Source organism: Paenibacillus sp. JT22N7, assembly GCF_059383875.1.
The window spans coordinates 178,895-191,070 of record NZ_JBXENY010000006.1 but is presented as its reverse complement, the minus strand read 5'-3'; the positions used below and the strand labels follow the sequence as shown (position 1 = coordinate 191,070).

Annotated in this window: 11 protein-coding genes; 5 read left to right on the top strand and 6 right to left on the bottom strand. The window is 52.2% G+C overall.

The genetic code is table 11. The features are described 5' to 3' along the window. Positions 1 to 2: 2 nt before the first annotated feature. From AC50Y5_RS17890 to AC50Y5_RS17880, 3 genes are all read left to right on the top strand, one after another. A complete protein-coding gene (locus AC50Y5_RS17890) occupies positions 3 to 1,031 on the top strand; it encodes an ABC transporter permease (RefSeq protein ID WP_056033633.1) in 1,029 nt (342 codons plus the stop codon). Continuing rightward, the gene (yjfF, locus tag AC50Y5_RS17885) at positions 1,024 to 1,989 is read left to right on the top strand and encodes a galactofuranose ABC transporter, permease protein YjfF (protein WP_056033636.1); all 966 of its coding nucleotides are present in this window, start codon (positions 1,024 to 1,026) and stop codon (positions 1,987 to 1,989) included. The genes AC50Y5_RS17890 and yjfF overlap by 8 nt, the downstream gene beginning before the upstream one ends. Positions 1,990 to 2,156: 167 nt before the next feature. Continuing rightward, on the top strand, positions 2,157 to 3,242 hold the full coding sequence (locus tag AC50Y5_RS17880; protein WP_494862551.1) for an ABC transporter substrate-binding protein: 1,086 nt from the start codon (positions 2,157 to 2,159) through the stop codon (positions 3,240 to 3,242). 73 nt (positions 3,243 to 3,315) lie between these two features. Here the strand turns inward: AC50Y5_RS17880 and AC50Y5_RS17875 are convergent, their stop codons facing one another. Next, complete coding sequence (locus tag AC50Y5_RS17875; protein WP_056033639.1) at positions 3,316 to 3,729, bottom strand: chemotaxis protein CheW; 414 nt, start codon at positions 3,727 to 3,729, stop codon at positions 3,316 to 3,318. 226 nt (positions 3,730 to 3,955) lie between these two features. Here AC50Y5_RS17875 and AC50Y5_RS17870 point away from each other — a divergent pair, with 226 nt between their 5' ends. After that, positions 3,956 to 4,597, top strand: a complete 642-nt coding sequence (locus AC50Y5_RS17870) for an NAD(P)-dependent oxidoreductase (protein WP_056033642.1) — start codon at positions 3,956 to 3,958, stop codon at positions 4,595 to 4,597. 156 nt (positions 4,598 to 4,753) lie between these two features. On the opposite strand, the gene AC50Y5_RS17865 is transcribed toward AC50Y5_RS17870, so the two are convergent. From AC50Y5_RS17865 to AC50Y5_RS17855, 3 genes are all read right to left on the bottom strand, one after another. Beyond that, positions 4,754 to 7,657, bottom strand: a complete 2,904-nt coding sequence (locus AC50Y5_RS17865; protein WP_494862548.1) for an S-layer homology domain-containing protein — start codon at positions 7,655 to 7,657, stop codon at positions 4,754 to 4,756. A 126-nt stretch (positions 7,658 to 7,783) separates the two neighbouring features. Then, complete coding sequence (locus tag AC50Y5_RS17860; protein ID WP_056033648.1) at positions 7,784 to 8,020, bottom strand: hypothetical protein; 237 nt, start codon at positions 8,018 to 8,020, stop codon at positions 7,784 to 7,786. 111 nt (positions 8,021 to 8,131) lie between these two features. Beyond that, complete coding sequence (locus AC50Y5_RS17855) at positions 8,132 to 9,016, bottom strand: YihY/virulence factor BrkB family protein (protein WP_494862545.1); 885 nt, start codon at positions 9,014 to 9,016, stop codon at positions 8,132 to 8,134. 328 nt (positions 9,017 to 9,344) lie between these two features. On the opposite strand from AC50Y5_RS17855, the gene AC50Y5_RS17850 reads away from it, so the two are divergent. Then, positions 9,345 to 9,569 carry a hypothetical protein gene (locus AC50Y5_RS17850; protein WP_056033654.1) on the top strand — a complete coding sequence of 75 codons (225 nt, stop codon included), beginning with the start codon at positions 9,345 to 9,347 and terminating at the stop codon, positions 9,567 to 9,569. Positions 9,570 to 9,661: 92 nt separating this feature from the next. Here AC50Y5_RS17850 and AC50Y5_RS17845 read toward each other — a convergent pair whose 3' ends face one another. Both AC50Y5_RS17845 and AC50Y5_RS17840 read right to left on the bottom strand, forming a co-directional pair. Then, positions 9,662 to 11,023, bottom strand: a complete 1,362-nt coding sequence (locus tag AC50Y5_RS17845) for an LLM class flavin-dependent oxidoreductase (RefSeq protein WP_494862543.1) — start codon at positions 11,021 to 11,023, stop codon at positions 9,662 to 9,664. Positions 11,024 to 11,166: 143 nt separating this feature from the next. Continuing rightward, a complete protein-coding gene (locus AC50Y5_RS17840) occupies positions 11,167 to 12,063 on the bottom strand; it encodes a LysR family transcriptional regulator (RefSeq protein ID WP_056033665.1) in 897 nt (298 codons plus the stop codon). Positions 12,064 to 12,176 lie beyond the last annotated feature (113 nt).

Below are 12,176 nucleotides of genomic sequence, written 5' to 3'. Positions count from 1 at the left end.
GCATGGTGAAGCACCATTTATTTTGGCCGCTGGTGATGCTGGGGGCGCTGTTATTATTTAATTTGCTGTATGAGCCGGATTTTTTCTCCGTGCAGATGCGGGCTGGCAAGCTGTACGGCAGCTTGATTGATATTTTGAATTTTGGCGCGCCGCTTATTCTCGTTGCTATCGGCATGACGCTCGTCATTGCCACGAAGGGCATCGACCTGTCGGTCGGCTCGATCGTGGCCATTGCAGGCGCCATGGCGTGCATGACGCTCAGCAAGGGCACGGATCAGAACATGCTGGGCCTTGTGCTCAGCGCAGTCGGCATTGCTCTTGTGCTGGCGCTTGTGCTGGGCCTATGGAACGGGATGCTTGTGGCGGCCTTCGGCATTCAGCCGATTATTGCCACGCTTATTCTAATGGTCGCCGGGCGCGGCGTCGCCCAGCTCATTACGGGCGGGCAGATTATTACCGTATCGAGCAGCGCCTATAAATTCATCGGCGCAGGCTCGCTGCTCACGCTGCCCTTCTCCATCTTTATCGCTGGCGCCGTGCTGCTGATCGCAGCGCTGCTGACGCGCAAAACCGCCCTCGGCCTGTTCATTGAGTCCGTCGGCTGCAACCCCGAAGCGAGCCGCCTGGCCGGCATTCGCTCGCGAGTTGTCATGATCGCCGTTTATATGTTTTGCGGCTTATGTGCCGGCATCGCCGGTTTGCTGCTCAGCGCAAATGTATCCAGCGCCGACGGCAACAACGCCGGGCTATGGTATGAGCTTGACGCGATTCTTGCCGTCGTCATTGGGGGCACCTCGCTCAGCGGCGGACGCTTTTATTTGCTCGGTACGGTCGTCGGCGCACTCATTATTCAGACGCTGACGACGACGATCTACATGATCGGCGTTCCGCCGGAAATTACGCTTGTGGTCAAAGCGTTTGTCGTGCTGCTCGTCTGCCTTATTCAATCGGAGACGTTCCGCAAGACGCTGGTACATCGCTTTAAAACTCGCCGCTATCCGGCAGAGAGGGAGGTTAAACGCCATGCTTAAACGGCAGTATATCCCGATCGTAGTAACGGCTGCGCTGCTCGCTTTCATGTTTGCGGCTGGCTCGTTCCGCTACACCGGCTTTTTCTCGCTGCAGGTGCTGCTCAATCTGCTCATTGACAACGCCTTTCTGCTTATCGTCGCGGTCGGCATGACCTTCGTCCTCGTTTCCGGCGGCATTGACCTGTCGGTCGGCTCGGTCATTGCGCTGACGACGATGATTTCGGCAAGCCTTGTCCAGCAGCAGGGCTGGCCGCCCGCCGTCGTCATTCCGCTGGTGCTCGTGCTTGGCGCCGCCTTTGGCTGGCTGATGGGAGCCATCATCCATTATTTTAAAATCCAGCCGTTCATCGTCACGCTCGCCGGCATGTTTCTGGCGCGGGGACTATGCTACGTCATTAGCATCAATACGATTACGATTGACCACCCGTTCTATACGAGCATGGCGCAGACGAAAATCAAGCTGCCGGGCGGCTTTTTCATCTCGATCAGCGTCATTATCGCATTGGTTGTAGTGGCCGCAGCAATTTATTTGGCGCATTACACCCGCTTCGGCCGCAATACGTATGCGCTTGGCGGCAGCGAATCGTCCGCGCTGTTAATGGGGCTGCCCGTCGCCCGCACGAAAATTCTCGTGTACACCTTTAGCGGACTTTGCTCCGCGCTTGCGGGCGTCGTCTTTACATTCTATATGCTGTCGGGCTACGGCCTGCATGCGGTAGGCTTGGAGCTGGATGCCATCGCGGCGGTCGTCATTGGCGGCACGCTGCTGACTGGCGGCGTCGGCTACATCCTCGGCACCTTTTTCGGCGTATTGATTCAAGGGGTTATCCAAACGATTATCAGCTTTGAAGGCACGCTCAGCTCGTGGTGGACCAAAATCGTCATCGGCCTGCTGCTGCTGCTGTTCATCGTCCTGCAGCGCCTGCTCAGTGCAAGGCGGCAAATGCAAAAAGCTTAATAGTCCGTAATAGAACGCGGTTCAAGGGTGCAGCACAACGATTCGACGTTGTTCGCGGCACCCCCTGAGTCGTTACGATCATGACAAAGCGCCCTGTATCCATTACAATACGATCAGCAAGCTGGAAGGGCATGGACGCTTTTACTGGCTGAACCGGAGGGAGCCTTATGCGAAGACAAGCTGTATTTGTGAAAATGATTTATGCAATCGCTTTCTTATTGCTGTTAAGCAGCTGCCAGCTTTCAGCCCCAGCTCCTTCATCCTCGGGGATAGGCCATTCGCTCCAGTCTGGAACAGGTATAGGAGAGGGCGCGATAGCAGAAGGCGGCACGCTGCCTGAAGCAACGGGAATCGAGCTCATTCAGCCAGTGAGGCCGATTGTTCTGGGTTTCTCCCAGCTTGGTTCAGAGAGCGAATGGCGAATGGCCAACACCAATTCGGTCAAAGAGGCGGCAAAAGAGGCCGGAATCGAGCTGTTGTTCGAAAATGCGGAGCAATCACAGGAAAAGCAGTTTGAAGCGATTCGTTCCTTCATTAAGCGCAAGGTCGATGTCATTGCCATTGCTCCGGTCGTGCATTCGGGCTGGGATGAGATTTTAACCGAGGTGAAGCAGGCGGGTATTCCGCTTATAATATCCGACCGATCCGTTGATGTGGGCGATACCTCGCTTTATGTGACGCATATTGGGGCGGATTTATATGAAGAAGGACGCAAAGCGGGCAAATATTTGGTCGATAAAATGCGGGATGCTGCCGAGACGGTTCAAATTGTCGAGCTGCGGGGAACGGAAGGCTCATCCCCCTCGATTCAGCGCGGACAGGGCTTTCGGGATATTGTGCTGAAGCAGCCGGGCTATAAAATTATGGCCAGCGTCGACGCTGATTTTACTTTTGAACGGGGCAAGGAAGCGATGGGCACGCTTCTTGAACAATATGGCGGTGAAATGGACGTGCTGTTCGCCCAAAACGATGATATGGCGCTTGGCGCAATTGAAGCGATTGAGGAATATGGACTGCGGCCAGGCGTCGATATTGTCATTATTTCAGTGGATGGGACGCGGCGGGCGTTCATGATGCTGGGGGAGGGTAAAATTAACTGCATCGTTGAATGCAATCCGCTGCTTGGCCCGAACATGATGCAGGCGGTGCAGGAGCTCGTTGCCGGGCGCACGCTGCCGAAGCGAATCGTGCCCCAGGAAAGCGTCTATACCGAGCAAATGGCGAAGAAGGAAACCCCGTTTCGGAAATATTAGATCTATCATATACAGCACAAGGCAGTTCCCGTCAGCGTAAAAGCTGCGCGGAAACTGCCTTGTGCCCTTTTCCCTATATGGTTTTGGTAGAGGCGAGGAACAGCTTTACATGCAGAATCGGAATAACCCGGTTATCCAGCCTGAAAGCTTGGTGGAAAATGTCCTTCTCGGAAGAATCCGGCACAGGTTCAATGTCGGCTTCTTCAATCGAAGCGGTATTTTCGATATCATCGACGAGCAGGGCTACTTTGGCTTGCCTGAGCAAAATGATTTTTTGATAGCTGTCTGGGGCCTGTCCAAACAGATTAAATTTTTTGCGCAAGTTAATAATAGTGTAGAGGCCGCCACGAATGTTGGCCACGCCACCATGCCACGGCTCGGCGAAAGGAAGTGGTGTTCCTTCTACGGCTGCTTGAATTTCATCAATTTCCGAAAAATGGACAGCAAAAGATTTGTTGGCCACGTTGAAAATAATAAAGTCGCTCATTAGAGATGGTCTCCTTGCCGTGTTTGGTATGCTTCGAGCAATTCCTATCTCTATTATATTATATCGTTCGACAAGCTGCATATAGCTTTCAAAATAATGATTTGACATTACGGGCAACCTGTAACTATAATAGTTACATTAAGCGGATCGCTTTTTCGGAAATATAGGAAAGGATATCCTAACGCTATCCTTTCTCACCTTATTTTATATTCAGGAGGAATAGACAATGAAAATAGCAGTTATTGGCGCAACAGGCAAAGCAGGAAGCTTGATTATTCAAGAGGCGGCAGCAAGAGGACATGAGGTGACGGCAATTGTCAGAACGGCATCGAAGTTTGCACAGTCCGATGCAGCCGTATTGGAGAAAGATGCGTTCCAGCTGACAGCAGCAGATTTGAAAGCTTTTGACATCGTCGTCAACGCATTCGGCGCACCGCAAGGCGAGGAAACAAAGCATGTAGAGCTCGGCAAAGTGCTGATTGAAGCACTCAAAGGCGCAACAGAAACCCGCTTGATCGTAGTCGGCGGTGCGGGCAGCCTGTTCGTGGATGAAGCGAAGACAACGCGTTTGTTCGAAACGGAGCAGTTCCCGAAAGAATATTATGCGACAGCCTTCAACCAAGGCAGCAACTTGAATGACCTGGAAAGCTCGACCGGCATCAAATGGACGTTCGTTAGCCCGGCGGCCTTTTTCAACCCGGATGGCAAACGCACAGGCTCTTACACAAAAGGCAAAGACAACTTCTTCTTTAACGCCAAAGGCGACAGCTATGTAAGCTATGCGGATTATGCGATTGCAATTGTGGATGAGGCTGAGCAGGCAAACCATGTAAATGAGCGTTTCGCAGTTGTAGCGGAAGCGGAATAAGCAAGAGTCGTTATAGCTTGAATAGGCAAAAGGAATAGACCATTCCGACATTTTAATAGGTAATAGCTTCTCTAGAAAAAACAGCCCGAACGGACGCATCCGTTCGGGCTGTTTGCATGTCTCTAGCAGCTGCGAAAGCAGATTGACGCTTCACGGCTAGCCTTCGAGTCCGTCGATTTTGCCGAGCACGATCAGCGTGCGAATGAGCACAGCCCCCGCTTGCGCACGCGAGGTTTCTCGCTGCGGCTCGTAGCGGCTGCCGCCAGTGCCTGTCATAATGCCAAGCTCGGCCATGCTGCGTACCGCCTCCAAATACGCCGGCTTCACGCTGGCAATATCTTTGTAGCCGTTGACATTGATAAAGCCGCCGTCTGCATGGCCGGCAGGGAGCTCCTCAGTTTTCGAAATAGCTGCCGCAACCATGCCCGCCATTTGCTCGCGTGTAAGCGGCTGGCTGTCCACGGCATAGGACGCCGGCAGCGCATTTGCGCCGAGCGCCCGAGTCAGCATCGCTGCGAATTCCGCTCGCGTTACAGTCCGCTCCGGAGCAAACTTGCCGCCGCCGATGCCGTTTACCAGCCCCTTCGCTGCGGCCAGCCGGGCAAGCGGTTCACCCCAATGCTTAGACATGTCACTGAAGACGACTTTATTCTCCGCAATGACATACGTGCCGTCCGCCGCAGAACGGATCGCTGCGAACCAGACGCCGCCGATATTAAGCTTGCGGGCAGGAACGAATGCGAGCTGCTTAGTTGCTTCGTCAAAGCGGAAGGCCCCCCAATACTTCGGTATCGCCTTCGGTTCGGCTGATAGCGGAATAAGCTTTGTCATTTCAGAGCTATATGTGTCCACTGATCGCAGCACCGCACCAGTCCCGGCATTGACAATGTCAACGCGTGCATGGACGGGAGCTCCGATTACCTTGCCGTCAGGCAAGCCGCTCGTAAGTGCATCCCGCAGCGAAGGATCGCCGGATTTATCGGTCAAAGTAAGTTTAAAGCTAATATCATTAGCGCCAAGCTTGCTTTCAGCAAGCAACTCCTGCAGTCCCGGTATTAGCGAAGCGAGCTGAACCGGGATGCGGTAGCTGCCGTATGGCGCCTTAATCTCAAGAAGGATAGCTCCATTTTTGCTCGCAAAACCTGCAAGCACGCTTGCCGGAATGCTGGCATAGACGGCGCTGCTGCCAGTATGCGGCGAAGCCTCCAGCACAGCAATCGGCTTCGTCGTGTCGATGGTGCTCGCTGGAACGAGAGTACCGTTCAGGTTGATGCCTGCCACGGCAGCAGGTGAGGACGTGCCCCCGCTGCTGCCGCCTCCGCTTATCGGTGAAGGGGTGGGCGCAGGAGTAACTGTTGGAGTGGGACTAGCAGTTGGAGTAGGGCTAGCCGTTGGACTTGGCGTGGCCGCTGCTCTGGTCACAGTTACAGTGTACGTCTTCGTTGTTCCAATTTGCGCAGTCACTTTTACTTCAATAATATTATTGCCGTCAGTCAAGGGCAGCGGGCCGAAAGGCGAGCCGCTGGCGGCAGCCGCACCGTTAATCGTGACCGTTGCTGCGCTGGTCGATACCTCTGGCGTAACCGTAATCTCGCTCACATTGCTGCCTACAGCTGCTGTATAAACCGTCGTACTCTCTTCAAACAATGGATTAAGAGAGCCGTCTGACAACGCAAGATGGCTAAGGTTCGCGTCGGTGGACAGTGGAACAGCGCTCACTTCATTGGACGCGGAGCTGTCCCGTCCGGCAAAAGCGGCTTTAACTGAATAATAATAGGTCATGCCGTTGGTCAATCCGGTTACTGTTCGGGAATAGACGGAGCTGCCGACAGTAGCGACCTCGGCTCCGCTGCTCCCCAGCGTCTGGCTCTGATAAATTTTATAACCGATTGCACCGTTTACCGGCTCCCAGGCCAAATCAGCCTGCATATCTCCGGCTATAGCAGGCTGCATAACAGGCACACTGGACACCCGAATGACTTGAGTGGAAGCCGTAGGAATAAGCCAAACGTTGAGGCCGTCAAACATGGCGGAATACATGGGATTGGCATTAACGCCTGCTGGCCAATTCGAGAAGCTCTCCATTTCGCCAGTCGTTGTGTCAATTCTGAATAATGGGCTGAAGGAGCTAGCCTTTACCCAAATATATCGCCCGTCAAAGGTGCTTTTGCCCAATAGGCTTCCGGATTTATTGAAGCCAGCCGGCCAATCGTCATAACCGGTCATTTCGCCAGTGCTCGTATCCAACTTCACGACCTGATTTGCGTTATAGGGTATCATCCACATGCTGCGTCCGTCAAATATGCCTCCGTTGAATGCATAAAACCCTTTCGCGAAGCCGCTAGGCCAGTTGTCGTAGGCGGTCATATCTCCCGTAGCTGTATCGACCTTGATGACACTGCTCGCCGTATTAGGAACGAGCCACAAATTTTGCCCGTCAAAAATACCGTCGGTAAAAGCATAATTCGGCAGCGTAAAGCCGCTAGGCCAATCATTATAGCTGGCCATGCTGCCAGTTGCCGGATCGAGGCGAATCAGGGCATTGGCACTGGAAGGAACGAGCCAAATATATTGCCCGTCAAAAATGCCTCCACTGAATCGGGGAGAAGTGTTGTTAAAGCCGGCTGGCCAGCTGTTGTAGCCGGTCATGACCCCGCTTGCCGGGTCAAGTTTAATAATCCGGTCAGCTAATGCCGGGATCATCCATAGCGATTGCCCGTCAAATACGATGTCGCTGAATGCCCCGTACCCCTTCGTGAAGCCTGCTGGCCAATTGTTATAGCTGGTCATGGCTCCCGTTACAGGATCCAGCTTGACTACCTTATCCGTTTCTTGCGGGGCCAACCATATGGCTTGGCCGTCCGAAGCACCGCCTGCAAAAAGCGTGTAGTTCAGGCTCACGTCGCTTGGCAGCTCGTAAGCCGCCATCTCGATAGCGGGGCCGAGAGCGGTTGCCGCGGCTCCTGATGCCGCTGTTGACGTGGCTGCTGGCCAGAAGCCTGATGTCAGCAGCAGAGCGGCGAGACATACCAAGATTTGGTGCTGTATTTTGCTAAGCATCTAATCCTCCTATTCGTTTCCCTGATTGGAAAGGCTGTAATCTATATTCTACTATCTATATTTTACTTATTTTAGCAGCAAAAAAAATCCCCCTATAGGGGGATTTAGCGAAAAACAACATCTATTTTAGGCAAGCTGTACGTTTTTGCCGTTCATGGACGAAGGAAGCAGCGAATAAACGTTTTGCAGGTGAAATACGCGCGGGCTAAGCTTGAAGCTGGAGCCCTTGAAGGTGCAGCGGTCATAGTTGAAATGCAGGGACGATATTGTAATGGTGCAGTTGTTGAACGTGCAGCCAATGTAGTGGTTTCCATCGAAGCAAATATGCTCCCCGTCAAAGCGTTTGTTTATTATATAGTCCATCCTATATTCCTCCTCGAAATGTGTATCGAATTACTTTGTATTTACCCTAGTAAACAGATATGAAACAGGCATTAAGTGATATTGATTTCAGATATCAGCTAGCCCTCTCCTTTATTTGACGAAAAAGGAGCCTGTCCGGTTTTGCGGCGGGCGCTCTTGCAGACTGGGCTTAGCTGGGCGTGAACGAGCCAGGCACGCATTCATTTCCCCGCCTAATATAATGATATGCGACGTAATGAATAACCAGACCAGCAAAATAATAATGCCGCCTATGCTGCCGTACGTTTTGGAATAGTTGCCGAAATTATTAATGTAGAACTGGAACAGCATCGAGGCTGCAACCCAGCCAATTGTCGTAAACAGCACGCCGGGCAGCACTTCATTGATGGTCAGCCTGCGGTTAGGAGCAATCCAATACAGCATCGTAAATACGATAAGCATAGCGGCGAGCGGAATCGCATATTTCACCAAATTCCATACCCACTCGCTTTCACTTGGCACATGAAGCAGGTTGAACAAATAGCTGCTGATCGTCTGGCCAAATACGAGCATAAGCATGACGAGCGTAATGACAAGGCCAAGCACGAGCGTGGCGATCAGTGCAATGCCGCGTATTTTCCAGAGGGGGCGGCTTTCCTGCTCCTCATAGGCTGTATTCAGGCCTTTAATAATGGCATTCATGCCATTGGATGCCGACCAGATCGTCGCCAGCATTCCGACCGACAGCAGCGTCCCATTGCTGCCCTGCGTAATTTCTTCAAGCACCTTGCTGATTGCCTCGCCCGTCTCGGCAGGAAGCAGGCGAATAAGCTCGGCCACGAGGCTGTCCCCAGATAACTGAACGAAGCCGAGCAGGCTGACGACAAACAGCAGAAAAGGGAAGAAGGCCAAAATCAAATAAAAAGTCAGCTGCGCCGCTACCCCCGGCACATCATCATCGCGGAAACGGACATACATATCGAGGAAAAATCGCATCGTTTTTGATTTAGGTGCCATAAGCAGCTACCTCCGTTTATGATCTATTTTTTTAAGTTATTCATATATGGTCATGCAGGCTGGTTAAGCCCCGACATTGCCTGTCGTTTATGCTGTTGCTTATGCTTACCCGCACAGGAGGCAGCTCAAGCGAAATAGGACGTATGCTATTCCAAAAACTAGTAGACAAACTGGATTAGTAAGGAAGTGGGTGTCAAGGAAATGAATTGATGGAGAGAAGAGAGAGGAGCTGGAGCAAGATGATTCGTACAATTAATCGCGCAGCAGGTACAACTTTTTCCAAATGATCATCGTCTATAGAATAAATGGGCGGACAGGAAGTGATCGTTTGGACGTATATTTGCAAGCAAGCGTCGTCATAGCGCTGCTGCTAGGAGTGGGCCTATTGTTTATTGCTTCTACTAAAAAACGTCATGGGCAGGGCGAGCATATGAGCGAGCGTCAAAAAACGCTGCGGCGAATCGGTGCCTGTATCGTGATTTTCACAACGCTGCTGATCGTATTCGGCTTGTTGTCTTATAACGCCGATGAAGTGCATCAGATGGGGCATTGAATACTGACGCACAAAGGGGTTATCGTTAAGCCGCGCTTGAATAAGGCGACTTAACGATAACCCCTTCTATTGGTTGCGGCTCAGCTATTGGGTCAGCTATTGGGAAAACGGTAGGCTGCGCCCGCATGAGTATCCGGCAGGCGTGTATTTCCTTTGCCGAACAGGCGCTCGCGAAGCGTATCCTCCTCGTATTGTTGTCTGAACATGCCGCGCCGCTGAAGCTCTGGCACAACGAGATCGACAAAGTCGACATGCGTCCCAGGCAGCACATAACGCTCCAAATTAAAGCCGTCAATACCGGTTTCCTCTACCCAATATTGCATTTGGTCCGCAATTTCCTCAGCTGTTCCGGCTATTACAATACCGCGAAATTCCTTCTCGGCAAAATTATCGCTCACTTCTCGGACGCTCTGAACTTTGCCGCTATACTTCGTATAGCGCTCGGTATGCGTGCGTCCTTGCTCGGTTTTTATCTGTTCGAACGGCGCATCGGGAGCGAGCGCGGACAAATCAATGCCCGTCGCATTCTCATAGGTGAGCAAAGCCGCCTCCCGGCTGCGATGGGCTTTGTATTCGGCAAGCTTGCCCTCAGCCTCCTCGCGCGTACGGCCAACCACAGCCGACAGTCCCGTGAAAATTTTAATTTCCCCGGCTCCTCTGCCATAAGCGACAGCCCGCTTGCGAATATCCTGCACCTGAGCCCTCAGCGCTTCTACAGTCGGGGCTTTCAGAAAAACACCCTCGGCATGCTTGGCGGCAAAATCTCGCCCACGATCCGAGCTGCCCGCCTGAAACAGGACGGGCGTTCGTTGAATAGAAGGCTCACTGGCATGGGAGGCCTTCATTTTATAATATTTGCCGCTGTGCTCAATGACATGAACCTTGTCCGCATCAGCGTAAATGCGGCGCTCGCGATCGGCGATGACAGCGTCATCCTCCCAGCTGCCCTCCAGCAGCTTATAGCTGGCTTCCATAAATTCCTCGGCCTGCTCATAGCGTTCATCATGCGGCAATATGCCGCTGCGGCCAAAGCTTTCCGCGCCGCTGATGCCGCCTGTAGCCACGACATTCCAGCCAATGCGGCCGCTTGTCAAATGGTCAAGCGTCGAGAAGCGGCGGGCGTTGGGAAATGGCAGCTCATACACAGGCGAGGCCGTCGTGACGAATGCGAGATGCTTCGTGCTGGCAGCGAGTGCAGAAATGACCAGCATCGGATCGTTGGAGGGTGTGTACACAGCTTCGCGATACGAAAGCTCGCGCTTATGATGGGGGTAGCCATAGGAATCGGCAAAAAACATAAAATCGAATTTGCCGCGCTCCAGCACCTGCGCCAGCTCAATCCAGAAAGCCAGCTCCTTGTAGCGTGTAGATTGATTGGCGGGATGGGTCCATAAGCCCTGGGTCATTTGATTAGGGGTATGAATATCGAAAATGCCTAAATGGATTTTTTTCATCGCAAGCAGCGCTCCGTTCCACTATTTAAATGTCAAGTTATTCACTCGGAATAATAGTTATAAGTGAGCATAGCGGAAGGGGCAGCGTTTGTACAATTGAAAATGCTAAAGCGCCGCTTTAATAAACCTAAAGCATCGACGCGCTACCAATCTGGATCAGGAGTGAGCGCCTGCTTAATATCGGCAATCAGCTCTTTATTAATTTGGCTCAGCGTCGTGCTGTTCCGCTTAATGAGGATGCCGAGCTCAGGCCCCTCGGCCATATCAATAACCTGCTTAATGATTGTCCCCGGCAGCGGCGGTGAAATGGCGACGATGGGCGACAGGGCAATGCCAAGCTGAGCCTGTACATAATATTTGAGCGCGGAGATGCTGGCGACCTCAATGCTGTTATGCCGCAGCTTGCCGATTTTTTTCGTAATCATTTCCTCGATGCGAATCCGAAACGAGCATGTTCCTGGTGTGAACAGAAACTTTTCATTCCGCAAATCCTTCATCCGTATTTCCGCGCGTTCAGCAAAGGGATGCCCAGCAGGGAGCAGCAATGAAAATTGTTCCTTCATTAAACGGTGAAATTCAAGCTCGATATGCGGTTCAGGCTGATTGCAAAGCGCCAGATCAATTTCATCGTCGATGACCATCTGCATCAGCTCTTTGGTCGTGCCGACCTTGACTTTAATTTGCACCTTCGGCTTTTTTTGCGTATACGCGGACAGAATGCCAGGCAGGCGACTGCTGGCGGAAGGCTCCGAAGCGCCTACCCGCACAACGCCAGCGTCCCCTTGAATGAAATCCGTTAAGGAGCTGTTCAGCTCGTCGTATTCCCGCAGCAGCATATCGGCCCGTTCATGGAACAGCCGTCCGGCGCTGGTGAGCGTTATCGTTTTGCCCCGCTCGAACAGCTTCATGCCGAGCTCCTCTTCCAGCTTCTTGATTTGTATCGTAATGGTAGGCTGCGAATATTGCAGTGCCTCGGCAGCACGCTGGAAATTACCGAGCTTAACAATGGTCTGGAACGTTTTAATTAACCGAATTTCCATGCGATTTCACCCCTATGCTTAAAAAATACTAAATTGGCTATTTAAATCTTTCAATTATACACGTTCAGCTTTATGCCCTATTATAACAGATATAAACCCGATTAAATCAAGTG